We start from the raw sequence: 24,376 nt of genomic DNA, 5'->3' as shown, positions 1-24,376 counted from the left end.
AAACCGACCCGTTTTTCCGCTTTTATGCATAAATTCCTAAAAATATTAGAATTTTTTACAGGATTCTAAAATAAAGTTCTGATACTTGACGGATACGCCCTGCAAATGGTAAATTAGTAGCAACGAAACAACTGTTACAATCCGGGTGGCCATCGCCGCTCTGAAACCTGGTGAATAGATGTCAACTCTGAATCTCGTATTGATAGAACCCCAGATTCCCCAAAACACAGGCAACATCGCCCGCACCTGCGCCGCCACAGGAGCCCGCCTCCATCTGGTGGGGCCTTTGGGCTTTCAGGTTACCGACGCTAAACTGAAACGGGCCGGGCTGGATTACTGGCACCTGCTCGATATCACAACGTATACGTCCAGCGCAGATTTTTTCGAAAAGAATCAGGGTACTTTTTACTATTTCACGACCAAAGCCCCGCACACGTATGTCGACATCGCCTATCCCGACAACGCCTATCTGGTATTCGGCAGGGAGGACGCGGGGCTACCCGAGGAACTGCTCCGGCGAAATCCCGACAGCTGTGTGCGCCTGCCGATGATCGAGGGGGCTCGCAGCCTCAATCTGTCAAACACGGTCGCGGTTGCGGCATACGAGACGCTGCGGCAGTGGGGGTTTCCTGCGCTGAAAAATCATGGGCAACTCACAAAATACAGCTGGGATGAGCCGGCAAACGGCCTGTAACAGGACAAGGAGAATATGCATGGCAAAGAAAAAAAATGAACAGAAAATCCTTCTGCTTACCGATTCCGCCAGCGACATTTCGGATGCCGATCTGCAGGAAAGCGGCGTCATTATGCTGCCTATTCCGATCACCATCGACGGCAAAGGATATTTTGAACGCGTTGACTTTACCACCGAGGAATTTTACGAACGGCTGGCCGCCGCAAAGGAGCTGCCGTCCACCAGCCATATCCTGCCGCTGACCTACCAGCAGTCCTATCAGGATGCGTTTGAAGCCGGCTATACGGATATCATCAATGTCACAATCACGTCTGCCGGTTCCAGCATGTTTCAGGCGGCTGTATCCGCCAAAAAGATGTTCTTTGAGGAAACCCCCGAGGCGCAGGGCAAACTGAACATCACTGTTCTTGATTCCGGTTCCTATACATTCGGCTACGGCTATCCGCTGATGGAAGCCTCCAAAATGGTGAAAGCGGGAAAATCCTCCGCCGAAATCATCGATTACCTGGAGGACTTCTTCTCAACGGTCGAGATCTATTTCGCCGCTTATTCCCTTGAATACGCGAAAAAATCCGGACGTATCCCGGCGGCCGCCGCTTTTGTCGGCGATATGCTGGGGCTGCGCCCGGTCATCTCGATCATTGACGGGAAAACCGCCGTAGTGGAAAAGGTGCGCGGTGATAAAAATGTAGTGACCCACATCGTTGAACACGCCTTTGCACACTGTGTCGATAAAAAAGCGCCCACCGCGATTGTTTACGGATCGGTGGAGCAATACGGAGAGGATATGTGGAAGGCCGCCGCAAAAAAATTCGGGCACGCCCCAAAAATGAAATTCCGCGCGGGCGCTTCCATCGCCATCAATTCAGGCCCCAAGGTGGTGGGCATGATCGTGCGCGGTGAAAAGCGGTTCCACACCCGCGCCTGCGAAAAGGATTATCTCTGATCTCCAATGCCTATATAAATAGAAACAGCCTATTCCCGCAGGGAAAAGGCTGTTTTTGTTATTCCGGAACTTCTTCCTCCTTAATTTTATACAGCAGCCTGTATGTTTGGGCAAATAAAGGCACATTTTATAAACTGGGGAAGCATTTCACGCAAAACTTGCAGTGAAACTGCCAAAGGCTGTGCACAAATGCAGGAAAACACTTGCAAAAACGGGAATGATAGATTAAAATAATGGGTGGATTGATGCCGATTTAACAAGCGTATCAATTCATGAAACCCCTGTGCATGATATGATTCACATAAAACGAAAGGGTGGCATTTTTATGACCTCTTACAACAAAAAATCCGTCGAAGATATTGATGTGGCGGGTAAAAAAGTCTTAATCCGCTGTGATTTTAACGTACCAATTAAAGACGGAGTCATCAGCAGCGACAAGCGCATCGCCGCGGCGCTTCCAACCGTAAAGTACCTGCTGGAGCATGGCGCGGCAGTCATCCTCTGCTCGCATCTCGGCAGACCCAAGGGCGAATTCAAGCCTGAGTTTTCGCTGGCTCCCGTCGCTGCCCGTCTGAGCGAGCTGCTCGGAAAGCCGGTTGCAATGGCAAAAGACGTTGTCGGTGAAGATGCCAGAGCGAAAGCGGCCGCGCTGAAGCCGGGCGAACTGCTGATGCTGGAGAATGTCCGGTTTGAAGCGGGCGAGACCAAAAACAGCCCCGATCTCGCCAAGGCGTTCGCTTCCCTCGCCGAAATCTATGTCAACGACGCGTTCGGTTCCGCCCATCGCGCCCACGCGTCCACGGCCGGTGTCGCCGATTATCTGCCGGCGGTCTGCGGCTACCTGATCCAGAAGGAAATCACCATTATGGGCAAGGCGCTGGCCGATCCTAAACGTCCGTTTGTCGCCATCCTCGGCGGCGCGAAAGTTTCCGATAAAATCGGCGTGATCAATAATCTGCTTGAAAAAGTCGACACTCTGATTGTCGGCGGCGGCATGGCTTATACTTTTGCAAAGGCCCAAGGCTATGCAATCGGGAACTCCCTGTGCGAGGACGACAAGGTCGAGCTTGCAAAAGAAATGATGGCGAAAGCGACTAAGCGCGGAGTCAAGTTTCTGCTTCCGATCGACACTGTCTGCGGCGATAAATTTGATGCCGCCTGCGCGATGGAGACAGTTGACGCGGCCGCCGGAATTCTGGACGGCTGGATGGGCATGGATATCGGCCCCAAGACTGTGGAGCTGTTCTGCAACGCCATCAAGGGGGCCGGAACCGTGGTCTGGAACGGGCCGATGGGCGTATTTGAGTTTGAACGCTTTGCAAACGGAACCCTGAAGGTTGCCACAGCGGTTGCCGAGAGCGGTGCGATCAGTATCATCGGCGGCGGCGATTCCGCGGCGGCGGTCACCAAGCTGGGCTTTGGCGACAAGATGACCCACATTTCCACCGGCGGCGGTGCATCCCTGGAATTCCTCGAAGGTCTGGAGCTTCCCGGCATCGCGGCTCTCAACGATAAATAATGATTTGGGGGCGGGGCGGCTTGCCCCGCCTTTTTTCATAGAAGCAGCCCTGATAGAACAGATTAAAGGAGCGTATGGAAATGAATAAAGCAATTCGTCAGGCAGTCATCGCGGGAAACTGGAAAATGAACAAAACCCGCCCGGAAGCAAGAGCATTGATCAGTGAACTGATTCCCCTCGTGAAAGACGCCAACTGCGGCGTTGTAATCTGTGTTCCCTTCACCAATCTGGAAACCGCGCTGGACGCAACTAAAGGCACCAATATCAAGGTGGGCGCCGAAAACTGCCACTGGGCAAAATCCGGCGCATTTACCGGCGAGATCTCCGCGGAGATGCTTGCGGAAATGGGCGTGGAATATGTGGTCATCGGACACAGTGAGCGCCGCCAGTATTTCGGCGAAACCGATGCCACCGTCAACCAGCGCGTGCGCGCCGCTCTCGACAGCGGGCTTAAAGTCATCCTTTGTGTCGGCGAACTGCTGGAACAGCGGGAAGCCGGTATCACCGAGGAGATCGTCGGCATGCAGACCAAAGCCGCCCTTGGCGGGGTTTTTGCGGGCGAACTGAAAAACATCATCCTCGCTTATGAACCTGTCTGGGCGATCGGGACCGGCAAAACCGCGACAGCCGAGCAGGCCAATGAAGTGAACCATTACATCCGTACCGTCGTGGCAAAACTGTATGGCGCGCCTGCCGCGGACGCCATGACCATCCAGTACGGCGGCTCCATGAACGCAAAGAACGCAGATGAGCTCCTGGCCCAGCCTGACGTTGACGGCGGCCTGATCGGCGGCGCTTCGCTGAAAGCGGCTGATTTTGCGGTGATCGTCGGCGCAGCTTCCAGGTGATTTTAGAGATCTCAGTTTGCTCTGCCGTCCTTCGGGTTAGCCGGGGCGGCGGTTTCGGAATCCGGAAATGCTGCCGGTTACCGGCAGTTTCCGCAGATAGGGAGGAACAGTTACAAAATGAAAAAACCATTGGCCTTAATCATCCTTGACGGATTCGGTTATAACCCCTCTGATTACGGCAACGCAATCGCGGCGGCAAAAAAGCCGTATCTTGATCAGCTTTTTGCCACCTGCCCGCATACGCTGATCGGTGCCTCCGGAATGGACGTCGGCTTGCCGGACGGACAGATGGGAAATTCAGAGGTGGGACACACGAATATCGGCGCGGGACGCATCGTTTATCAGGAATTGACCCGCATCACAAAATCGATTGCCGACGGTGATTTCTTCACCAACGAAACGCTGACAGCCGCAGTTGAAAACTGCAAAAAGAACAATTCCGCTCTGCACCTGATGGGGCTCTGCTCCGACGGCGGCGTTCACAGCCACAATACACACCTTTACGGTCTGCTTCGGCTTGCAAAGCAGGCGGGCCTGCATAAGGTCTACGTCCATTGCTTCACGGACGGGCGCGATGTGCCGCCCACCAGCGGACGGGACTACGTTGCCGAATTGGAAGCGGAAATGAATAAAATCGGTGTAGGGCAGATCGTGTCCGTTACAGGCCGCTATTATGCCATGGACCGCGACAACCGCTGGGAACGTGTCGTAAAAGCGTATGACGCTATTGTAAACGGCGAGGGAAACTTTAACGCCTCCGCGGTGGACGCGATAGAAAAATCCTATGGCGCCGAAATCACCGACGAGTTTGTAGAGCCCACCGTCTGCGTCAAAGACGCGGATGTACAAAACGGAGATTCCATGATCTTCTTTAACTTTCGTCCGGACCGTGCCCGCGAACTGACCCGTACCATCGTGGACCCTGCATTTACCGGGTTTGAACGCAAAGGCGGCAAAAAAGACGTGTTCTTTGTCTGCATGACCCAGTATGACGCCACCATGCCCGACGTACATGTGGCATTCAAGCCCCAGAGCCTGACCAACACCTTTGGAGCTTATATTTCCGACAAGGGTCTGACCCAGCTGCGCATTGCGGAAACAGAAAAATACGCGCACGTTACATTCTTCTTTAACGGCGGCGTAGAGGCCCCCTATGAGGGTGAGGACCGCGCACTGATCCCTTCTCCAAAGGTCGCGACCTACGACCTTCAGCCGGAGATGAGCGCTTATCTCGTCACCGACGAGGTGGAAAAACGGATTCTTTCCGGTAATTACGACGTCATTATCCTCAATTACGCCAACTGCGACATGGTCGGCCATACCGGCATATTTGATGCCGCCCGCAAAGCGGTTGAAACTGTTGATACCTGCCTCGGCCGGACGGTTGACGCTATCCTAAAAATGGGCGGCACCGCTTTGATCACGGCGGACCACGGCAATGCCGACCAGATGTATGACGCGGACGGCTCCCCATTCACTGCGCACACCACAAACCCTGTTCCCCTCCTTGTGGTCGGACAGGGGGATTGCAAACTGCGTAAAGGCGGACGGCTCGCCGACCTTGCTCCAACCATGCTGAAAATCCTTGGTCTTGCACAGCCGGCGGAAATGACCGGAACCTCAATCATTGAATAAAACCGGCAGCTGCCGAAGTTCAAATGCCCCCAGCCAGACTTTAAGGCTGGGGGCATTTTTCTTCTGCCGATTGACTTTGCTTTTTGAACATGCTAAGATTTCCCTGAATTCATACGAAATGGTTAGTTGAGCGGTAAGCCCTTTTTTTAGGGGTGCCGTCTCGCCGCCGATGCCATCATTCGCGGGAAGGGATGGTCAATAGAATGGAAAACAGAACGCTCGGAGAAAAAACAGCGGATGAACTGATCCGTCTGATCCGTGAAAAGGGATACCGGCCCGGGCAGAAACTGCCGACCGAGTATGAGCTGTCCGGACTGCTGAACGTCAGCCGCAATACGATCCGGGAGGCCTTACGGGTACTCGTATCGCGCAATATCATCAATATCCGGCAGGGTTCCGGCACATTTGTTTCTCTAAAGAACGGGGTGGCGGACGACCCATTGGGATTTTCCCTGGTTGAAGACCAGAAAAAGCTGGTGCTGGATCTGCTTCAAGTCCGCTGTATTTTGGAGCCGCAGATTGCCGCGCTTGCTGCGGAAAACGCACAGGCAGACGATCTTGAAACCCTTCGTACCATTTGCGAGGAGCTGGAACGCCTGATTCAGGAAAGCAAGGATTTTTCCCAAAAAGACCAGGAATTTCATGTGCAAATCGCAAAATGCAGCCATAACATCGTCATGTCAAACCTGATACCGACCATCAGCGCCGGCGTTACCGCTTTTTCCCTGGCTGTCAGCCAGCAGGAATATGTGCAGACCGTAAAATCGCACCGCGATATCTTGCAGGCAATCCGGGCAAGACGCCCTGTCGAGGCACAGCAGGCCATGCTTCTGCATCTGCTTTACAACCAAAGCCGGTTTTTAGAGGAATTGAATAATTTGTAGGAAGTGTTTATTTCCGCATAAATTCATAGGACGATTTAAAGGTTTTAGCTTTAGATATAAAAATTTTATAAATAAATTTGTCTAATTTTACAAGTTGTTATCTGATAAATATTGGATTATGATAACATTAAGCCAAAAATTCATGGGATGATTTCAGGGAGGGAATATCTTTGAAAGAGCGATATGACGTATTGATCATCGGGGGCGGTGTGGTCGGAAGCGCGGTAGCCAGGGAAATGGCGCGCTATCAGCTCAAAATCGGCGTTCTGGAAAAAGAGCTTGATGTGTGCTATGAGACAAGCGGACGGAATTCCGCGGTGCTGCACGGCGGGTTTGCTTATGATCCGGGCACTAAAAAGGCGGAATGCTGTGTGGAGGGCTGCCTGGAATTTGACGCGGTGGCAAAGGAACTGGATGTCCCGTTTAAGCGCACGGGGAAAGTGCTGGTTGGCAATACCGGCGAAGATTTGGCAAGCCTCAAGCGGACCCTGGAAACCGGGCGCATCAACGGCAGCCGCGGCCTGGAAATCATCGGCGAAAAACGCCTGCACGAACTGGTGCCCGCCGTAATCGGGAATTTTGCCCTGTATTCGCCCAACAGCGGCATTCTCGATCCGTTTCAGTACACCATCGCACTGGCTGAAAACGCAAAGAAAAACGGCGTGGACTATTATTTTGACCACGAAGTTACGGGAATCCGCCGTCTGCCCGATCAAGCCTATGAACTCTCGACCGCGCAGGGAAGCTTCCTGACCCGCTGGGTGGTGAACAGCGCGGGACTTGGCTGCGGGAAAATCTCTGAAATGCTCGGAATTCCCGGATACCGCATCGACGGCTCCAAGGGGGATTATATTGTTTTGGATAAGCGCGTCGGCCCGCTTCTGCCCATGCCGGTCTATCCGGTGCCGAGCAATACTTACATGGGAATCCACGTGACCCCGACAGTCGACGGGAACGTAACCGTAGGCCCGAACGCCGAATATGTAGACGACTTCACTTATTACGGCGTCCCGCAAAAAAGCATGGATTACCTGGCGCAAAGCGCGTCAACGCTTTGGCCGCATATCAGAACATCCGATTACATCCGCAACTATTCCGGCATCCTGCCCAAATGGCTCGATGAAAACGGCGTTGTGCAGGACTTCGTCATAGAGGCCCGCGATGAGGCGCCGCATACCATCAACCTTGTCGGAATTGAATCGCCGGGGCTTACCGGCGCGCTTCCGATTGCGCGCCGGGCCGTCCGACTGATGGCGGAGCGCGAAACGCTGTATCCCAACGCCTCTTTTAACCCGCGCAGAGAAGGGATTATCCGTTTTTCCGAGCAAAACGATGAACGAAAAGCACAGTTGATCCGGGAAAACCCCGATTACGGGGAGCTGGTCTGCCGCTGCGAAAGGGTAACCAAAGCAGAGCTGCTGCAGGCAGTGCATAATCCGCTTGGGGTGCACACCATGGCGGGAATCAAATACCGCACCCGCTCAATGATGGGGCGGTGCCAGGGCGGATACTGCCAGATGCGCGTTGCCCGGATGATCTGTGAGGAAACCGGCTGTGATATCAGGGATGTCCTGTATGCGCGCGCAGGCTCCAGTTTATTTACCGGGAGGGTGAGAGAATGAACGCAGTGCGAAAAGAGGCCGTGATTATCGGAGGAGGCCCCGCCGGCCTGGCGGCTGCTGTCCGGCTGTACCGAAAAGGGATTACAGACATTGTGGTAATTGAGCGCGAAGATACTCCCGGCGGGATTCTGCGCCAGTGTATCCACGACGGGTTTGGCCTGACGCGATTCGGGGAAGCGCTGTCCGGGCCGGAATATGCGCAGCGCTTCATTGATGAGGCGGAAGAACTGGGCATCCCCTACCTGACCGGTACGTCAGTCATTTCCGTTTCACCGGATAAACAGGTCACTACCGTCTCCCGCAGCGGGCTTGCCGTCTGGCAGGCAAAGGCGGTCGTGCTCGCCATGGGATGCAGGGAACGCACACGCGGTGCGCTTGCAATCCCCGGCGAACGGCCCGCGGGGGTGTTTACGGCAGGCGTGGCGCAGGCCTATATCAACCTGTATAACGCCATGGTGGGCAAAGAGGTGGTCATTTTGGGGTCCGGGGACATTGGCATGATTATGGCACGGCGCATGACGCTGGAAGGCGCACATGTGAAGGCGGTATTTGAAATTCAGCCCTACCCCAGCGGTCTGCCCAGAAATATTCAGCAGTGTCTCAACGATTATGAGATCCCTCTTTTCCTGAGCCATACCGTTACCGAAATCCACGGGCGTTCCCGCCTGACCGGCGTTACAGTTTCACAGGTGGACGAGAACAGGAAACCCATCCCGGGAACGGAGCAATACCATGCGTGCGACACCTTAATCCTTTCGGTGGGGCTCATCCCCGAAAATGAGCTGACACTTGATATGGGGGCGAAGCTGGACGAACATACGCACGGCGCAGTTGTCGACGAATGCTTACAGACAAATGTGGCTGGCGTCTTTGCTGCCGGCAATGCCCTTCATGTGCACGACCTGGTGGATTTTGTATCCATGGAAGCCGAACAGCTTGCCGACTCTGTTGCGGAATATCTGAAAAACGGCGAACTGCCCGCCTGCCTTATCAAAACGCAGGCCGGTTCAGGGGTCAATCATGTGATTCCACAGCGTATCAGCGGGATCCGCGACATCCGGCTTTCGCTGCGGGTCAGTAAACCGTATCAGAACTGTCAGATTTACGTCATGCAGAATGGCAGTGCGATTAAAACGGTGAAGGTCAGAAAAGCCGCCCCCGCGGAAATGATTCAGATTCCCCTTTCCAAAGATCTGCTGAAAACCCAAGGGGATTTGGAGGTATGCGTACAATGCTGAAACAGTTTACCTGCATCATCTGTCCAAACGGCTGCGAGATCCAGGCACTTCTTGAAAATGGGAAAATCAAGTCGCTTAGCGGCGCGTTCTGCAAAAAGGGGGAAGCATATGTCCGTCAGGAGCTGGCCGCTCCCATGCGGAACATTGCGAGCTCGGTTCTGGTCAGTCATGGCCGGCTGCCCCTTGTGAGTGTGCGCCTGACAGCGCCCATCCCCAAAGACCGGGTTTTTGACGCCATGCGTGAAATCCGGAAAATCCATCTGGATGCCCCTGTCAGCGCCGGTCAGGTAGTCATTCCGCATCTTCTGGGGCTGAACAGCGATGTAATCGCCACAAAACATGTCCCTGCAAAAGAAACCCCGGAAGATTCCGGTTGCTGAATTACCAAACAGCCCCTGCCGTGAAGTGGCGGCAGGGGCTGTTTCTTTTTGCGTCGCTTCAGACTCGCTTTTTGCGCCTGTCGAACAGGCGGACCCGTGGAAGATAGTCCAGAAACACCTGATGAAGCTGCTCCGGCGTTGCCTGCGACAGGTCGCTGTGCGGCAAAAGAAAGGCGCGGGCCTTTGTAATATAAACATAGGTACAGGTATCCAGTTCAAATACCCGATATACCTGATCCCAACGGAATGAGGTCTGTTCTTTTTCTGTGGAAACCGCAATCCCATCGGCTGAAAGGCTCACCGTATACGCGCTGCGGGATTTATCCAAATGATAAGCCGTTATCTGCCTTTTCAGGGAAACATGGTAAAAAACCAGATAAAGCAGCGGCATCGCCACACCGGCAGCACAAAACAGATAAAACAATAACCGGCTGTCGGTTATCAGATTCACTATGCCGAAGGCTCCCATCACAACCGGGAACAAAGCCAGGCTCAGCCATCTTCCGTTCATGCGAAATGAGTTAAAATTGCTGAAGTCAGTAAAAACTCGCTTATCCATCTTTGTGTGGATGATCATCGGCTGTACTTCCATAAAAATTCTCCTTCATCCTCCCGAATCTTTTGAGAATATGTTTTGTGTAAAGAAGTATACCATATTCGGTATTGAGAAGAAAGAAATAAAAAACGTTTTAGTATATTTAATCGGATTTTAGACCAAACAGCCAAAAATCAATTATATGACATGTCTAATTACACAAAATCTGTGAACTTCAAATTAAATAATTGACTTTCTAACATATGTGAACTAAAATAAAGCTATTGATATTATATAAAACGTTTTAGTAAAGAAATGGTGAGTTAAGGTGGAAAAACGAGCGACCATTAAAGATATCGCGAATAAAGCCGGCGTTTCTTCCGGAACTGTGCATCGGGCACTGAATGGAAAACCGGGAGTCGGCGAAGCTGTCCGCACCCGGATTCTGGAAGTTGCCAAGGAATTCGATTACCGCCCCAACTATGTTGCATCTTCGCTCAAACGCAAAGCCCTGCGTGTGGTAGCCGCATTTCCGGGATCCAACGAACAAAACCGCTATTATTACAGTTGTGTCTGGCAGGGATACCGGGCTTATATGGAAGAAATGCATGATTACAACCTGCAGGTGATCGAGCTTCCCTACTACGGGGAGGTCAACGGACAGGGCGCGGAACTCAATGCGGTTCTTGCACGCTATCACAATGAAATCGACGGGCTGATTACCGTCGGGCATTTGGAAGATGAACGGGGAAAACAGGCAATCCGGCACTTTTCAGAGCTTGGCATCCCGGTCATGCTGGTCTGCGATGACATTCCTGAAAGCGGCCGGATGGGATGCGTACAGGCCAATTACGATGTCACAGGCCGGCTTGTCGCGGAGCTTCTGAGCAGCCAGGTGCCAGCAGGAAGCAGTGTGCTGACCTGCGCGGGCGACGTTCTGATTACCGCCCATCGGTGTATTGTACAGGGATTTGAAAACTATCTTGCCGAAAACAACATTCAGCTCAATACCATCAATGTCTATGGGTTTCTGAGCGAGCAGGATCTTGCCATGCGTCTGCGCGAACACCTGGAAAGCAATCCAGATATCTCCGCCATGTACAGTGTCAGCGCCCGCATCAGCGTTACAATGGCCCGGGTGGTAAAGGCACTCGGATTAAATGGGCGTCTCCGGGTAATCGGAAGCGACTTGTTTGATGAAAATGTTGAAAACATGGAAGCCGGCATCCTGAACAATATTATTTTTAAGAACCCCTATAAACAAGCCTACACAGCGACAAAGGTATTGATGGACCGTCTGATCAAGGGTATTGATCCCGTTCGGGACGTTCAGTATGTGGAAAGCGTACTGCTGTTTAAAAGCAACCTGGACATGTATTTATAACGGGTGTTTACAGAGCATTCTGTAAAATAAGAAATGGAGGAAATAAAAATGAAAAAGCAACTTGCTCTCATTCTTGCCGCTGCAATGACAATTCCCCTGTTTGCCGGCTGCGGGTCTGCTGCCGGTTCGTCTTCAGCACCTGCTGCCTCAGCCGCTCCCTCGTCTTCCGAGGCCGCTTCCGGAACTTCCGAAAAAAAGACCTATACGTTCAAGTATGCAGAACTGAATCCCGACGGTCATATCATGGATGAATGCGCCGATAAATTTGCGGAGCTCGTAAAAGAGAAGTCCGACGGACGCATCACGATTGAAGTTTTCCCCGCCGGCCAGCTCGGCGATGAAAAAACGGCATATCAGTCGGTCCAGATGGGCGGCGGCGCAGTCGATATGACCCGCGGCAACACCAACAGCCTGGTTGACTTCGGCGTGAAAAAACTCAGCCTGTTTGGTCTACCATTCATCTTCCGTGACCGCGAGCACCTGTGGAACGTGCTGAACAGCGAGATCGGAGACGAGTTCCTCAAGGAGCCTCAGGAAGTCGGAACCGGCATGGTTGGCCTGTTCTATCTGGATGAGGGCTCCCGTAATTTCTTCACCGTTAAGAATAAGCCCGTCAGCTCCATCGACGATTTCAAAGGCATGAAGCTGCGTGTCCCCACGACCGATCTGATGAGCGAAACAGTTGCGGCCTTGGGCATCCAATCCACCCCGATTTCTTTCTCCGAGCTGTATTCCGCCCTGCAGGCCGGGACCGTTGACGGTGCGGAACAGCCGCATTCCGGTTATTTCTCCAACAAATTCTATGAAGTTGCCCCCAACTATATCCTCACAGGCCACACCTACAGCCCCTCCATCATTCTGATGAGCGAACAGGTCTGGAATGCGCTGGACGAAGAAGATCAGGCAATTATCAAAGAGGCGTCCAAAGAAACCGAAGCGTGGAATAAGGAAAACATTGAAAAACTCGATGCAGACCTTCTTGAGCAGATCAAAGCCGCCGGTGCAAACGTCATAGAAGTTCCCGACAAGACCCCGTATATCGAGGCAACCAAGAGCGTGGTTGACAAATATATTGTCGGCCTGGAAGATTACTACCAGAAAATCGTTTCGATGTAAACGCAAAGTCCGATACACGAAAGGGAAGACCTGTCGCCTTGGTGCCAATCGCGAAAGCTCCGGCGGCATCCCCTCCAGGGGCAGCGTTGTCGCTGCCCCTTTTTCAAAACAGGGAGGAATTCGATATGACAAAGTTTTTTGACATTGTCTACCACATTTTCATGAGCTTCTGCAAGCTGTGTTTCATCGGTATGGTTGGCATCACCGCATATGTGGTATTCGGCAGATACGTACTGAAAAGCAGTCCCGTCTGGGGAGAGCCGGTCGTGCTGATGTGTATGGTATATATGTCTTTAATCAGCGCAGCGCTTGCAATCCGAAAGGACTCACATATCCGCATGACCATTATTGATTTCCTGGTACCCGAAAGGGTTTCGGATGTCATGAAATGTGCTGCGCAGATTGGCATTTTCTGTTTTTCGATCTTTATGATTATTTACGGTTGGAAATTTTCCCTGCTTGCCGGTAAAAACGTCATCACCGGCGTGGGCATCAAGTCCATGTGGCTGTATCTCTCGGTGCCGGTCGCGGGCTGTGCCATGTGCCTCATGGAAATAGAGCGTCTGCTGAATTTTATCAAAAGAAATACCGGCAAAGAGAACAGGGGGGCAAACTAAATGGATACAAATACCATAGCGGTTTTTATTCTGGTCGGTACCTTTTTTGCCATGATCATCTGCCGGTTCCCCATTGCGTTTGCGATTGGTATTTCGAGTATCCTGACCACCGCCTATCTCGGCCTGCCGCTGATGCAGGTGGCACAGATCATGGTCAAGGGTGTAAACGTGTTCAGCCTGATGGCGGTTCCGTTCTTCATCATCGCCGGCGAACTGATGGGTGCGGGCGGCATTTCCAAGCGCTTGATCTCGCTTTCTGACGCAATTGTCGGCTGGATCCGAGGCGGCCTCGCAATGGTTAACATTGTGGCATCCATGTTCTTCGGCGGGATTTCCGGCTCTTCAACAGCCGATACCGCATCCCTTGGTACGATCCTGATCCCGATGATGAAAGATCAGGGCTACGACGAGGAATTCGCAACCAACGTCACTATGACCAGTTCGGTGCAGGGCCTGCTGATCCCTCCCAGCCACAATATGGTCATGTATGCGATGGTGGCAGGCTCCGTATCTGTCGGCCGCCTGTTCCTCGCAGGTTTTGTGCCCGGCATTCTGCTCGGCATTGCGCTGATGATTTACAGCTATATTCTTGCAGTCAAGCGTCATTATCCCAAAGGCGATCCGTTCAGCATCAAACGCCTGATAACCACCATGGCGGATTCCGTCTGGGGCCTCATGACTGTTATTATCGTGGTTCTGGGCGTTGTAACCGGCATCGTTACAGCGACTGAATCCGCTGCAATTGCCGTGGTATGGGCCATTATCGTCAGCTTCTTTATCTACCGCGAGCTGACCCTGAAAGAAATGTGGAAACTGATGGAGCGTTCCCTCAGCACACTCGCGATTGTACTGATTTTGATTTCCACCTCCACAGTCTTCGGCTGGCTGCTGACATATTTGAAGATGCCTGAAATGGTCGTAAACGCAATTCTTGGACTGACCGACAACAAATATGCCATCATGTTCATTCTGAATGTGATTATGCTGGTTTTGGGAACCATTATGGATATGTCCGCAATCATCCTGGTTGCCACCCCGATTCTGCTGCCTGTTGCAACCAGTATCGGGATTGACCCGGTCCACTTCGGCGCGATCATGATTCTCAATCTGGGTATCGGCCTGATCACTCCCCCTGTCGGCGGCACACTGTTTGTCGGCAGCGCTGTCTCAGGTGTCCCGATTGAACGGCTGGTTAAAACTCTGCTCCCGTTCTTCGCCGTTATGATTGCAGTATTGCTGCTGATCACCTATGTTCCCGGTTTGGTCATGTGGCTTCCCAACCTTATGATGCCTGTGATAGGCTCATAATCCTTCCATAAACAGCTAAAACGGGTTCCCGCGTGCTTCCTGACGGAAACCGCGGGAACCCGAAAATTTCAATTAAGGTGGTGTCCTGATGACAACCTTGCAATGCCCTTTTGACAACGCCTCGCTGGACTGCTATCCTGCGGACAAAGCCAAAGGGGCGGTGATCGTCTGCCCCGGAGGCGGCTATCATTTCCTTTCTGACCGGGAAGACCGCCCGATTGCGCAAGCCTTTAACCAGGCCGGCTACCACGCGTTTGTCCTTCATTACAGCATTGATCCCCCACCGCTTGGCTGGCGGCCGTTCCGGCAGCTTGGCTGGGCGGTTTCGGCGGTACGCAGCGGCAACGCCGGAGTTCCCGGCGTGCGGGAAATCACTGTCTGCGGGTTTTCCGCAGGCGGGCACCTCGCTGCCAGTCTCGGCGTTTTGTGGCACCGTGCGGATTTGGTTGCGCCCGGAATCGATCCGGCAGCGCAAAAGCCGGACGCTCTTATTCTGAGCTATCCGGTCATTACAGCCGGGACTTATGCCCACAGGAAATGCTTTGAGCAACTTGCGGGGAAGGACACCTCCGCGTGGGACGCCTTTTCTCTGGAAAAGCTGGTGACCCCAAAGACTCCCCCTGTTTTTTTGTGGCATACCATTGCAGACGAAAGTGTCCCTGTGCAAAACAGCCTGCTGTTTTTTGAAGAACTGCTGCGATGCGGCGTAACGGCAGAACTTCACCTTTACCCTTATGGCGCACACGGCCTTTCACTCGCTACGCCGGAGGTCGGCCAGCCCGAAAAAAACCGGCTGCCCGACGCACATGTCGCAACCTGGATGCCGCTTGCGCTGCAATGGCTGGACCAAATTCTGCCGGGGCAGCCGGGTAAATCTTAAATCTCCGCTGTTCTATAGGAGCAGCAATTTCTTGCAATCAGCTCCCAATCAAGCTCTCCGCCGATGCCGGGAGTTTTGGGAACAGTAATAATGCCGTTCTCATCAATCGGGAGTTTCCCTTTCATCGGGAACTGGAAATCGTCCTCCGGAACAAAGTATTCGTAATATTCGCAGTTGCGGATTGCGCAGCTTACATGCAGATTCACCAGATCCATATAGTTCATGGTCGTTGTATGGATTTCACAGTTCAGTCCGAACCCTTCGGCCATATGCGCAATCTTCAGGGTGCCGGTAATCCCGTCTTTCCAGCTCACATCCGCCCGCACAATGTCGGCCGCACGCTGCGCAATCACCTGTGCCACTCCCCAATGGCAGCCCCGGGTAGTCTCGGTGGCGGCAATCGGGATATCCAGCGTCCGGCAGAGCTCCGTGTATTTGTACAGTTCAAAGTCGCGGAACGGCTCCTCCAGCCAGCGATAGCCCAGTTTTTCGAGCTGCCGTCCGACTGCGATCGCCTGATCAAGCGTGTATTCGGCAACAGGATCGCTCATCAGGACCATGTCGTCTCCGACCGCCTCACGAAGCCTGCCGTGGATTTCCATGTCCAATGTCCAGGGTCCGGGAGGATGCGCCTTGTAAGCGCGGATGCCCATGTTCTTATAGTAAAGCGCCTCATTGATATAATCTTCCGTTTTTTCGTGGAACAGCCCGCTGGCATAGACCGGCAGGTGATCGCGGTAAGCGCCCAGATACTGATAAAGCGGCAGACCCGCTTCCTTTGCGCAGATGTCCCACAGGGCAACGTCCACCGGACCGGGCAGATAGACGGGGAAGAACGTCAGGTGCCGGTCAATGTTCCAAAGCTCCTGCCAGATTTTTTCGCGGTCATGCGGATCCCGTCCCAGCACCACCGGCGCGATGCTGTCGTGCAGATAGTTTTCGGTAACTGCGCCGCTGCGCGCCGCAAGGCAGGTGGCAATCCCTTCGATTCCGTTGTCACAGGTCAATTTCAGAACAACGACATCCCAGTCCATGGCGGCTCCGCCCCGGCGCTTTTCGTCAAACAAACAGCGCTCACGCTTCACCCACCAGGTTTCAAACTTTTGAATCTTCATTTTTATATGCTCCTTTCATTTGCCGTTTATCGAGATCATCAGATACCGCACAGAGGCTTGCTGCCTTTAAGGAAATTACCAGAGAACGGTTTGCATGTGCAGCTACAACACGCTCAATTTCCGCCGGGTCTTCATTGAGAATTGACTGAATGATGGTATGGTGCTGAGGGTAGGTATCGCTTTTTACGGCTGTGTGAAGTCTGGACGCATACATTCCGATGCGATACTGTACCTGCATCAGACTTTTGTAGAATTCAATCAGCGTCTGATTTCCGGTCACACGGATGAGAAACAGATGAAATTCAGTATCAATGGTGTAATAGGTGTGGTCATCGGAAATGTCTACTGTTTGAAATTTGTCATCATACGCCATAAGCGCTGATTTATCATACAGCTGGCAAAACTTAGACGCGACCGCGGATTCCAGCAGTTTTCTAATCTGATATATCTCGTTAATATAACCACCGGTAATCGGCTTTACGCGAATGCTGCTCCGTGGGAATATATCTACCAGATTCTCTTTTCTGAGCGCCAATAGAGCTTCCCGCACCGGTGTGCGTCCACACCCTAGTTCTTCGCAGATCTGCTTCTCGTGGAGCGTTGCTCCCGGCATGTAATCGCAATCTTGAATTTTGGTTTTCAGATGGGTAAAAACGCGGTCGGCAATGCTGCCGTTTTGTTTGTCCATCATACATTTCTCCTTGTTACGATTTGCATATTGATATATTAGCATGTTTTTTTCAAAAAATCAATGTCCTTTTTTATTGATTTTTTGATAATATAATGATACAATCTAGCAATGTGATATATCAATATTAAGACTAAAAAATTTCTTAACGGAGGATTGTCTATGTTTGAATTGAATGGCCGCACCGGTATTGTTACCGGTGCATCCAGCGGTATCGGCTACGCGGCTGCAAATGTACTCGCGCAGGCCGGCGCAAAAGTATACGCGGTAAGCCGGAGCGGAAAGGTGAAAGATTCTTCCGCATCTGTGGCGCCGGGTGTCATCCATCTCGCAGGCGATGTCTGTGATTATGCGCGCATGGAGGAACTGGTTCAGGAAATCGGCAACAAGGATGGAATCGATTTTCTGATCAACAACGCCGGTATTACCGTGAAGCGGCGCGCGGAGGAGTTTTTGGACGAGGACTTTGAACGTATCCACAAAGTCAACGTCAACAGCGTTTTCAAGCTCAGCTGCCTGTGCTATCCCTACCTCACCAAGTCGCCTCACGTCGGACGCATTATCAATATTACCAGCATGGCGGCGCACCTTGGTTTTTCCGAAGTGGTCCCCTATTGCTCGAGCAAAGGCGCTGTACTTGCCATGACCCGCGGTCTCGCGGTGGAGTGGGCAAATGACAATATCACGGTCAACTCCATCGCTCCCGGCTGGTTCCCGAGCGAAATGTCCGTGCAGGTGATGACCCCGGAGCGCAGGCAGAAAATTCTAGGGCGCATGCCGCTGCACCGGTTCGGGGACCCGAATGATCTGGGCGCCATGGCACAGTTTTTGCTCAGCGACAGCGCGGCATATATCAACGGGCAGGATTTCAGCGTGGACGGCGGGGCCCTCGCATTTGGATTCTGATCTTAAAAAGGAGAATGATCATGGCTATTTGGAAAAATGAAGCAGAAATGTTTGCACTAATGAAAGAAAAGCTGTATACCCCCGTGGTGGGCGATATTCTGGACGGCATGGGCTACTATCATCAGTTTCTGCCGCAGGAAATCCGCCCGCTCAGGGAGGATATGAAGCTGGCGGGAAAAGCGATGACCGTACTGATGATCGACGTATTCGGCGAGCAGAAAAAGCCGTTCGGCCTTCTGACCGAGGCACTCGACCAGCTGGAAGAAAATGAAATCTATATCGCGACCGGCGGCACCAAGCGCTGCGCCTATTGGGGCGAGCTGCTGACCGCCACCGCACGTACCCGCGGCGCGGTCGGCGCGGTGCTCAACGGCTGGCACCGCGATACCCCGCAGGTGCTCTCACAGAACTGGCCGGTATTCAGCACCGGCTGCTATGCGCAGGATTCCTCGGTGCGAACACAGGTGGTCGACTTTCGCTGCCCCATTGAGGTAGGACAGGTCACCATTCACGACGGCGACCTGCTGTTCGGCGATGTGGACGGCGTGCTCGCCATTCCAAAGGAAGTAGCGGAAGAAGTGCTGGAAAAGGCGCTGGAAAAAGCGGCGGGCGAAAAGAAAGTGCGCAAAGCCATCGAAGGCAGCATGACCGCGACCGAAGCATTCCGCGTGTTCGGAATTCTGTGAGGTGTGAAATGGAGCACAATCTGGAGCAGACCGCTTTCGTGATTGATACAGCGGATAATGTGGCAACCGCGCTCAGCGCGCTGGAACCCGGGGAGATCACTCTGACCGGAGATACCGCGCGGCCTTCTGTCCGCGCGGCGCAGGAAATCCCCATGGGGCACAAGCTGGCCTTGCGGGACATCGCGCCGGGGGAAGAAATCATCAAATACGGCGTGGTCATCGGCTGTGCCACAGCTGCAATCCCATGCGGCAGCTGGGTGCACCTGCACTGCATGAAAAGCCTTGTGGACGAGCGTTCCTCTCATCTGGATGTTTTGACCGGAGCGCCCGCCGATACGGAATACGAATAAGGAGGCCGCGTCCATGGAGTTCAAAGAAAAGCGCTGGCAGGGCTACGCGCGCAAAGACGGCAGAATCGGCATCCGCAATAAGGTGCTGGTCATTTACACGGTCGAATGCGCCGCCTTTGTCGCCAAACAGATCGTATCGCAGGTCGGGCACAGCGAAGTGGAAGTGGTTGGTTTTGAAGGCTGCACCGACAATGATTACGCCGTGCGCCTCCTCCTCTCCCTCATCCGCCACCCCAATATAGGCGGCGTACTCGCCGTGGGGCTTGGCTGTGAATACGTCCAGCCGGAACGGCTGGCAAAAAAGGCCGCCGAGGCCGGCAAGGAAGCAGACTGGTTCTTCATTCAGGATGTGGGCGGCACTAAAAAGAGCATAGAGCGCGGAGTGGACAGCGTACGCGCGATGCAGAAAGCGCTGGAACAGGTACCGCGCGTCCCCATGGGATTTGCCGATTTGGTCATCGGCGCCGAATGCGGCGGCAGCGACTTCACCAGCGGCCTTGCCGGGAATGTGGCTGTCGGCAGTTTTTATGATCTGCTGGTTGATTGCGGCGGCACCGCGATCTTCGAGGAAATCGTCGAGGCGGTCGGGCTGGAAAAGCAGCTGGTTGCACGCGGCGTGGACGATCGTGCGAAGGAAGAAATTTCTTTCACTTATCAAAAGGCAATGGACTACTGCCAATCGGTGCGGCAGTATTCGGTCAGCCCCGGCAACTTCGCGGGCGGGCTTTCCACCATCGAGGAAAAAAGCATGGGCGCACTGATTAAAAGCGGTTCCCGCCCGATTCAAGGGGTGCTGAAGGTAGGCGGACGCCCGCCGCAACCGGGGCTATGGCTGCTGGATTCCACCCCTGACCCGCACTGGATGGAATTCGGAATCACCAACCCAAATGATAACGAAGGGCTCATGGCACTGATTTCCTGCGGATGCCAGCTGGTATTCCTTGTCACCGGAAGAGGCAATGTTGTCGGCTCGGCGGTAGCCCCTGTCCTTAAAATTACCGGGAACAGCAAAACCTTTGCGCATATGCGGGAGGACATGGATTTTGATGCCGGGTCGGTACTCAGCGGCATGTGTACCCGCGAGGAAATTGCCCTTCGGCTTGCCGAAATGGTAGCGGAAAACGCTAGCGGCAATCAGACCAAAAGCGAAGCGCTTGGTCACAAAGAATATTTTATTCCCTACAAATATCAGGAAAAAGCCGTTATCAAACGGTGTGAACAATAAACCGAAATTGGAGATGTGGCCATGTTTACAACGGAAAAACTATTTTCACTGGCGGGTCAGACCGCTGTCGTGACAGGGGGGTCCACCGGTTTGGGGCTTGCGATTACCCGCTGCATGGTGGGCGCGGGCGCAAAAGTTGTGGTGCTCAGCATTGAGAGCCCGGAGCAGGGCGTGCAGGCGCTTGCGGAATTTGAGGGGAAAGCGGTATATTATCAGTTCAATATCACCAAGACCGAAAAGACACAGGCCATGGTCGACCGGGTCATCGCGGAACAGGGCCCGATCAGCATTCTGGTCAATAACGCAGGCAACCACTGCAAAAAGCCCATTGAGGAAATGACGGTCGAGGACTACTGCAGCGTTCTCAATGTACATCTGGTAGGCGCGTTCGCGCTGACCAAATCGCTGGTTCCCCATATGAAAGCCAACAAAAAAGGAAGCATCCTCTTTCAGGCAAGCATGACAAGCTATATCGGCCAGCCCAATGTGGCGGGCTATTCCACCGCGAAAGCAGGCTATCTCGGCCTCATGCATACACTGGCCACCGAATGCGGTGCGCACAACGTCCGCGTCAACGCCATCGCCCCCGGCTGGATTGACACCCCGATGTTCCATAAGGCAACCGACAACGATCCTCCCCGCCTCGCCAAAATTCTGGGGCGTATCCCCATGAACACAGTCGGCGACGCGATGGACATCGGTATGGCGGCGGTATTCCTCTGCAGCGATGCCGCCCGCTATATCACCGGGACCTGCCTGCCGGTGGACGGCGGCGCTCTGATCGGCTTCTAAGCGGAAAATTTTAATTGCGGCATCAGCCAAATCGCCGCAAAAGGAGGAGCTATGTTTTCCGAAAATCTGTTCCTGACCAATGAAACCGGCAGGCATCTTTATCATGCCTATGCCAAACAGATGCCTATCATCGATTACCACTGCCACCTGCTGCCCCGGGAAATCTATGAAAACAAGGTGTTTGAAGATCTGGGCGAAATGTGGCTGGCGCACGACCACTACAAATGGCGGGCAATGCGCGCTTTCGGGATTGATGAAATGTATATTACCGGCGAAGCAAGCTACTACGAAAAATATCTGGCTTTTGCAAAAATTCTGCCGCAGCTCATCGGCAATCCCCTTTATATCTGGTGCGCTCTGGAGCTGAAGCGCTTTTTTGGCATCGACGAGCCGCTCTGCGCAGAAAACGCGGAGGAAATCTACCATAGAACCAAGGCGATGATTGCCGAAAAACAGATGACGCCGCGCTGGTGTATGGAGGTTTCCAACGTGGAGGTTGCCAGCACTACCGAGGACCCCACCGATTCTCTGGACTATCATCTGAAGCTGAAAGACGATCTGTCTCTCAAGGTACGCATCCTTTCCGCTTACCGTCCGGACAAAGCATTTTACTGTGAAAAGCCCGCGTTTCAGGCTTATCTGCCCCAGCTTGCCAAGGCGGCGGATATGGAAATCAAGTCGTTTGCCGATCTGATGGCCGCGCTGGAAAAGCGGCTGGTATTTTTTAAGAGCATCGGCACGATGATCAGTGATAACGGTATTGAAAGCTTCACCTGGGAAGACTTTACACCCGAACAGACGGAAACGGTATTTGCCAAAGCTGCGAAAGGCGGGACTTTGAGCAGGCAGGAGATCGACCTTTACAAATCCGCCTGCCTGGCCGGCATGGCGCGGATGTACCAGAAGCATGGGTTCGTCATGCAGCTGCACATCGGCACCTATCAGGGCGCCAACCGCGTTATGGAGCGCAAAATCGGCGCCGCTACTGGATACGACTGCACCGACGACACCACCTCGGTACAGAGCGTCGGTTGCCTGCTGAACTACCTGACCGCCGAGGGGGCGCTGCCCAAAACCATCCTCTACCCCCTCAACCCCACACAGATTGAAACCTTTGCCATCCTGGCGGCGGGGTTCTGCGAGGGCGGCACCCGCGCAAAGGTACAGCTCGGCGCGCCGTGGTGGTTCAACGACCAGCCTTACGGCATCCTCCGGCAGTTTGAAGCCGTCGCAAACCTGTACCCCATCGGCCTTTCGGTCGGCATGCTCACTGACAGCCGCAGCTTTTTAAGCTACCCGCGTCATGAGCTGTATCGCCGGATGCTTTGCAGCTATCTGGGAACCCTGGTGGAGCGCGGCGAATATTTTTCCGGCGAAAAAGAACTGAAAACCGTTGTGGAAAATATCTGCTACTATAACGCAAAAGAATATTTTGGCCTCTAATTGAAAACAAGCCTGCGGAACCGTTCGCAGGCTTGTTTTTTGTGAAGAAGGGCTGATTTTTTATTGACATATACCCTTTATCGTATTAATATAGGGATATCAGAATAAAAAGCAGGATATCTATACGGAGGCGAGTCATTGTTTGGCCAGTCATTCACAACGGGCGCAGGAGCTGTTTTGTCAGGGTTATAACTGTGCGCAGTCCGTACTTGCCGCTTTCAGCGAGGATTTAGGGGTCGATTTTGAAACGGCGCTCAGGCTGTCCTCCTCCTTCGGCGGCGGCATGGGGCGGCTGCGCGAGGTCTGCGGCGCGGTCAGCGGCATGTTTATGGTCGCCGGAATGAAGTTCGGCTATTCCGACCCGAAGAACATTGAAGCCAAGGCAAAGCACTATCAGCTGATTCAGGAGCTTGCCGCGCAGTTTCGGGCCGAAAACCATTCGATCATCTGCCGGGAACTGCTGGGGCTTGGCAAAGGCGCCGACAGCCCCGTTCCGGAAAAACGGACAGACGCCTATTATCGGAAACGTCCCTGCGCTGAGCTGGTTGTCTGCGCGGCGGATATTATAGAACGGAAAATTCAGTCCGTGCAGGCTGAGCAGCGGTTCATTTAATTCACATGCATACTTCTCAATAAAGGCAGGCTCGGAGACGGTCATCCTCCGGCCTGCCTTTTTCGCACCTATATAGATCAAAACACCTTTTGCAGAATGATATCAAGCACCCGCACGAAATCGGCCCGGACGCGGTTTGCGGTCTCCACCACCTCATCATGGCAGAGCGGCGCATTCAATACGCCTGCCGCCATATTGGTAATGCAGGAAATACCCAGTACCCTCATGCCGCAGTGGCTGGCGGTGATCGCTTCCGGAACGGTAGACATTCCAACGGCATCCGCCCCGAGCACACGGGCCATACGTACTTCGGCAGGAGTCTCATAATTGGGGCCGCTGAACATCATGTAAACGCCCTCGTCCAGCGTGATCCCCGCCTTTTTTGCCTCTTCCCGCAGTTTTTGGCGCAGCGGCTGATCGTACACATTGCTCATATCCGGAAAGCGCGGACCGAATTCGTCCAAATTTGAACCGATGAGCGGGTTGTTGCCGGAGTAGTTGATGTGGTCGGAAATCATCATCAGCGTTCCCGCATGGAACGACAGGTTGACGCCGCCCGCAGCGTTGGTGACAACGAGCCTGTCCACCCCAAGGCGCTTCATAATCCGTACCGGCATTGTCAGCTGGCGCTGGGAATAACCCTCATAATAGTGGAACCGCCCCTGCATGACGATCACTTTTTTGCCTAAGTGCTCTCCCAGAACAAACTGCCCTGCATGCCCCGCCACTGTGGAAACCGGAAATTCGGGGATCTCATGATAGGGAATACAGATGGGGGTTTCGATTTGCCCGGCATAATCGCCAAGCCCGCTGCCAAGAATCATGCCGATCTCCGGCTGAAAATCCGTCACCCTGCGGATATATGCCGCCGCCTGTTCAATACACGCCGAAAGTTCCATTTTTATGACCTCCTGAAGCATTATTCTCATGACAATATTATTATACTATATTT

25 protein-coding genes are annotated in these 24,376 nt (G+C 53.3%); 21 read left to right on the top strand and 4 right to left on the bottom strand.

The genetic code is table 11. The features are described 5' to 3' along the window. Window positions 1-178: 178 nt before the first annotated feature. The 9 genes from C1A10_RS10675 (at window position 179) to C1A10_RS10635 (ending at window position 9,766) form a co-directional block, all read left to right on the top strand. A complete protein-coding gene (locus C1A10_RS10675; RefSeq protein WP_101910247.1) occupies window positions 179-694 on the top strand; it encodes a tRNA (cytidine(34)-2'-O)-methyltransferase in 516 nt (171 codons plus the stop codon). A 19-nt stretch (window positions 695-713) separates the two neighbouring features. Then, the gene (locus tag C1A10_RS10670; RefSeq protein WP_180951095.1) at window positions 714-1,640 is read left to right on the top strand and encodes a DegV family protein; all 927 of its coding nucleotides are present in this window, start codon (window positions 714-716) and stop codon (window positions 1,638-1,640) included. Between the two features lie 325 nt (window positions 1,641-1,965). Continuing rightward, the gene (locus C1A10_RS10665) at window positions 1,966-3,159 is read left to right on the top strand and encodes a phosphoglycerate kinase (protein WP_101910245.1); all 1,194 of its coding nucleotides are present in this window, start codon (window positions 1,966-1,968) and stop codon (window positions 3,157-3,159) included. Between the two features lie 80 nt (window positions 3,160-3,239). Beyond that, window positions 3,240-4,007, top strand: a complete 768-nt coding sequence (tpiA, locus tag C1A10_RS10660; protein WP_101910244.1) for a triose-phosphate isomerase — start codon at window positions 3,240-3,242, stop codon at window positions 4,005-4,007. A gap of 117 nt (window positions 4,008-4,124) precedes the next feature. Next, window positions 4,125-5,642: a 2,3-bisphosphoglycerate-independent phosphoglycerate mutase gene (gene gpmI / locus C1A10_RS10655; RefSeq protein WP_101910243.1), complete on the top strand. Its 1,518-nt coding sequence runs from the start codon at window positions 4,125-4,127 to the stop codon at window positions 5,640-5,642. A gap of 203 nt (window positions 5,643-5,845) precedes the next feature. Next, window positions 5,846-6,526 (top strand): FadR/GntR family transcriptional regulator, encoded by a 681-nt coding sequence (locus C1A10_RS10650; RefSeq protein ID WP_101910242.1) that lies wholly within the window; start codon window positions 5,846-5,848, stop codon window positions 6,524-6,526. A 170-nt stretch (window positions 6,527-6,696) separates the two neighbouring features. Further along, complete coding sequence (locus C1A10_RS10645) at window positions 6,697-8,148, top strand: NAD(P)/FAD-dependent oxidoreductase (RefSeq protein WP_101910241.1); 1,452 nt, start codon at window positions 6,697-6,699, stop codon at window positions 8,146-8,148. After that, window positions 8,145-9,386 (top strand): FAD-dependent oxidoreductase, encoded by a 1,242-nt coding sequence (locus C1A10_RS10640; protein WP_101910240.1) that lies wholly within the window; start codon window positions 8,145-8,147, stop codon window positions 9,384-9,386. Before C1A10_RS10645 ends, C1A10_RS10640 begins: the two co-directional genes overlap by 4 nt. Then, window positions 9,380-9,766, top strand: a complete 387-nt coding sequence (locus C1A10_RS10635) for a DUF1667 domain-containing protein (RefSeq protein WP_101910239.1) — start codon at window positions 9,380-9,382, stop codon at window positions 9,764-9,766. The genes C1A10_RS10640 and C1A10_RS10635 overlap by 7 nt, the downstream gene beginning before the upstream one ends. Window positions 9,767-9,824: 58 nt before the next feature. Here the strand turns inward: C1A10_RS10635 and C1A10_RS10630 are convergent, their stop codons facing one another. Next, the gene (locus C1A10_RS10630) at window positions 9,825-10,358 is read right to left on the bottom strand and encodes a YcxB family protein (protein ID WP_101910238.1); all 534 of its coding nucleotides are present in this window, start codon (window positions 10,356-10,358) and stop codon (window positions 9,825-9,827) included. Between the two features lie 271 nt (window positions 10,359-10,629). Here C1A10_RS10630 and C1A10_RS10625 point away from each other — a divergent pair, with 271 nt between their 5' ends. The 5 genes from C1A10_RS10625 (at window position 10,630) to C1A10_RS10605 (ending at window position 15,606) form a co-directional block, all read left to right on the top strand. Then, window positions 10,630-11,685, top strand: coding sequence for a LacI family DNA-binding transcriptional regulator (locus C1A10_RS10625; RefSeq protein WP_101910237.1), 1,056 nt, complete (start codon window positions 10,630-10,632; stop codon window positions 11,683-11,685). 48 nt (window positions 11,686-11,733) lie between these two features. Beyond that, on the top strand, window positions 11,734-12,801 hold the full coding sequence (locus C1A10_RS10620; RefSeq protein WP_180951094.1) for a TRAP transporter substrate-binding protein: 1,068 nt from the start codon (window positions 11,734-11,736) through the stop codon (window positions 12,799-12,801). 125 nt (window positions 12,802-12,926) lie between these two features. Beyond that, the gene (locus tag C1A10_RS10615; protein ID WP_101910235.1) at window positions 12,927-13,418 is read left to right on the top strand and encodes a TRAP transporter small permease; all 492 of its coding nucleotides are present in this window, start codon (window positions 12,927-12,929) and stop codon (window positions 13,416-13,418) included. After that, window positions 13,419-14,726, top strand: coding sequence for a TRAP transporter large permease (locus C1A10_RS10610; protein ID WP_101910234.1), 1,308 nt, complete (start codon window positions 13,419-13,421; stop codon window positions 14,724-14,726). 88 nt (window positions 14,727-14,814) lie between these two features. Further along, the gene (locus C1A10_RS10605; protein ID WP_101910233.1) at window positions 14,815-15,606 is read left to right on the top strand and encodes an alpha/beta hydrolase; all 792 of its coding nucleotides are present in this window, start codon (window positions 14,815-14,817) and stop codon (window positions 15,604-15,606) included. On the opposite strand, the gene C1A10_RS10600 is transcribed toward C1A10_RS10605, so the two are convergent. Further along, complete coding sequence (locus tag C1A10_RS10600; RefSeq protein WP_101910232.1) at window positions 15,603-16,721, bottom strand: enolase C-terminal domain-like protein; 1,119 nt, start codon at window positions 16,719-16,721, stop codon at window positions 15,603-15,605. The genes C1A10_RS10605 and C1A10_RS10600 overlap by 4 nt on opposite strands. After that, window positions 16,702-17,412: a GntR family transcriptional regulator gene (locus tag C1A10_RS10595; protein ID WP_180951093.1), complete on the bottom strand. Its 711-nt coding sequence runs from the start codon at window positions 17,410-17,412 to the stop codon at window positions 16,702-16,704. The genes C1A10_RS10600 and C1A10_RS10595 overlap by 20 nt, the downstream gene beginning before the upstream one ends. A gap of 159 nt (window positions 17,413-17,571) precedes the next feature. On the opposite strand from C1A10_RS10595, the gene C1A10_RS10590 reads away from it, so the two are divergent. The 7 genes from C1A10_RS10590 (at window position 17,572) to C1A10_RS10560 (ending at window position 23,424) form a co-directional block, all read left to right on the top strand. Next, window positions 17,572-18,315 (top strand): SDR family NAD(P)-dependent oxidoreductase, encoded by a 744-nt coding sequence (locus tag C1A10_RS10590; protein WP_101910230.1) that lies wholly within the window; start codon window positions 17,572-17,574, stop codon window positions 18,313-18,315. A 20-nt stretch (window positions 18,316-18,335) separates the two neighbouring features. Beyond that, window positions 18,336-19,001: an RraA family protein gene (locus tag C1A10_RS10585; protein ID WP_101910229.1), complete on the top strand. Its 666-nt coding sequence runs from the start codon at window positions 18,336-18,338 to the stop codon at window positions 18,999-19,001. Window positions 19,002-19,009: 8 nt separating this feature from the next. Next, on the top strand, window positions 19,010-19,351 hold the full coding sequence (locus tag C1A10_RS10580; RefSeq protein WP_101910228.1) for a UxaA family hydrolase: 342 nt from the start codon (window positions 19,010-19,012) through the stop codon (window positions 19,349-19,351). A 13-nt stretch (window positions 19,352-19,364) separates the two neighbouring features. Next, window positions 19,365-20,576, top strand: a complete 1,212-nt coding sequence (locus C1A10_RS10575; protein ID WP_101910227.1) for a UxaA family hydrolase — start codon at window positions 19,365-19,367, stop codon at window positions 20,574-20,576. 21 nt (window positions 20,577-20,597) lie between these two features. After that, window positions 20,598-21,368 (top strand): SDR family NAD(P)-dependent oxidoreductase, encoded by a 771-nt coding sequence (locus tag C1A10_RS10570; protein ID WP_101910226.1) that lies wholly within the window; start codon window positions 20,598-20,600, stop codon window positions 21,366-21,368. A gap of 51 nt (window positions 21,369-21,419) precedes the next feature. Then, window positions 21,420-22,811 (top strand): glucuronate isomerase, encoded by a 1,392-nt coding sequence (gene uxaC / locus C1A10_RS10565; protein WP_101910225.1) that lies wholly within the window; start codon window positions 21,420-21,422, stop codon window positions 22,809-22,811. Between the two features lie 142 nt (window positions 22,812-22,953). Continuing rightward, complete coding sequence (locus C1A10_RS10560) at window positions 22,954-23,424, top strand: C-GCAxxG-C-C family protein (RefSeq protein WP_101910224.1); 471 nt, start codon at window positions 22,954-22,956, stop codon at window positions 23,422-23,424. A 77-nt stretch (window positions 23,425-23,501) separates the two neighbouring features. On the opposite strand, the gene C1A10_RS10555 is transcribed toward C1A10_RS10560, so the two are convergent. Then, window positions 23,502-24,323, bottom strand: a complete 822-nt coding sequence (locus C1A10_RS10555; RefSeq protein WP_101910223.1) for a purine-nucleoside phosphorylase — start codon at window positions 24,321-24,323, stop codon at window positions 23,502-23,504. Window positions 24,324-24,376 lie beyond the last annotated feature (53 nt).

This window comes from Marasmitruncus massiliensis (assembly GCF_900186535.1).
Taxonomy (GTDB): domain Bacteria; phylum Bacillota; class Clostridia; order Oscillospirales; family Ruminococcaceae; genus Anaerotruncus; species Anaerotruncus massiliensis_A.
This window is presented reverse-complemented; position numbering and strand designations above follow the sequence as displayed.

Bases quoted from the DNA above. Each gene is read 5' to 3' on its own strand.
- C1A10_RS10575 (WP_101910227.1), top strand. From the start codon at position 19,365: ATGGAGTTCAAAGAAAAGCGCTGGCAGGGCTACGCGCGCAAAGACGGC.
- C1A10_RS10570 (WP_101910226.1), top strand. From the start codon at position 20,598: ATGTTTACAACGGAAAAACTATTTTCACTGGCGGGTCAGACCGCTGTC.
- C1A10_RS10580 (WP_101910228.1), top strand. From the start codon at position 19,010: ATGGAGCACAATCTGGAGCAGACCGCTTTCGTGATTGATACAGCGGAT.
- C1A10_RS10610 (WP_101910234.1), top strand. From the start codon at position 13,419: ATGGATACAAATACCATAGCGGTTTTTATTCTGGTCGGTACCTTTTTT.
- tpiA (WP_101910244.1), top strand. From the start codon at position 3,240: ATGAATAAAGCAATTCGTCAGGCAGTCATCGCGGGAAACTGGAAAATG.
- C1A10_RS10670 (WP_180951095.1), top strand. From the start codon at position 714: ATGGCAAAGAAAAAAAATGAACAGAAAATCCTTCTGCTTACCGATTCC.
- C1A10_RS10665 (WP_101910245.1), top strand. From the start codon at position 1,966: ATGACCTCTTACAACAAAAAATCCGTCGAAGATATTGATGTGGCGGGT.
- gpmI (WP_101910243.1), top strand. From the start codon at position 4,125: ATGAAAAAACCATTGGCCTTAATCATCCTTGACGGATTCGGTTATAAC.
- C1A10_RS10630 (WP_101910238.1), bottom strand. From the start codon at position 10,358: ATGGAAGTACAGCCGATGATCATCCACACAAAGATGGATAAGCGAGTT.
- C1A10_RS10675 (WP_101910247.1), top strand. From the start codon at position 179: ATGTCAACTCTGAATCTCGTATTGATAGAACCCCAGATTCCCCAAAAC.
- C1A10_RS10595 (WP_180951093.1), bottom strand. From the start codon at position 17,412: ATGATGGACAAACAAAACGGCAGCATTGCCGACCGCGTTTTTACCCAT.
- C1A10_RS10640 (WP_101910240.1), top strand. From the start codon at position 8,145: ATGAACGCAGTGCGAAAAGAGGCCGTGATTATCGGAGGAGGCCCCGCC.
- C1A10_RS10615 (WP_101910235.1), top strand. From the start codon at position 12,927: ATGACAAAGTTTTTTGACATTGTCTACCACATTTTCATGAGCTTCTGC.
- C1A10_RS10590 (WP_101910230.1), top strand. From the start codon at position 17,572: ATGTTTGAATTGAATGGCCGCACCGGTATTGTTACCGGTGCATCCAGC.
- C1A10_RS10585 (WP_101910229.1), top strand. From the start codon at position 18,336: ATGGCTATTTGGAAAAATGAAGCAGAAATGTTTGCACTAATGAAAGAA.
- C1A10_RS10605 (WP_101910233.1), top strand. From the start codon at position 14,815: ATGACAACCTTGCAATGCCCTTTTGACAACGCCTCGCTGGACTGCTAT.
- C1A10_RS10600 (WP_101910232.1), bottom strand. From the start codon at position 16,721: ATGAAGATTCAAAAGTTTGAAACCTGGTGGGTGAAGCGTGAGCGCTGT.
- C1A10_RS10620 (WP_180951094.1), top strand. From the start codon at position 11,734: ATGAAAAAGCAACTTGCTCTCATTCTTGCCGCTGCAATGACAATTCCC.
- C1A10_RS10650 (WP_101910242.1), top strand. From the start codon at position 5,846: ATGGAAAACAGAACGCTCGGAGAAAAAACAGCGGATGAACTGATCCGT.
- C1A10_RS10555 (WP_101910223.1), bottom strand. From the start codon at position 24,323: ATGGAACTTTCGGCGTGTATTGAACAGGCGGCGGCATATATCCGCAGG.
- C1A10_RS10635 (WP_101910239.1), top strand. From the start codon at position 9,380: ATGCTGAAACAGTTTACCTGCATCATCTGTCCAAACGGCTGCGAGATC.
- uxaC (WP_101910225.1), top strand. From the start codon at position 21,420: ATGTTTTCCGAAAATCTGTTCCTGACCAATGAAACCGGCAGGCATCTT.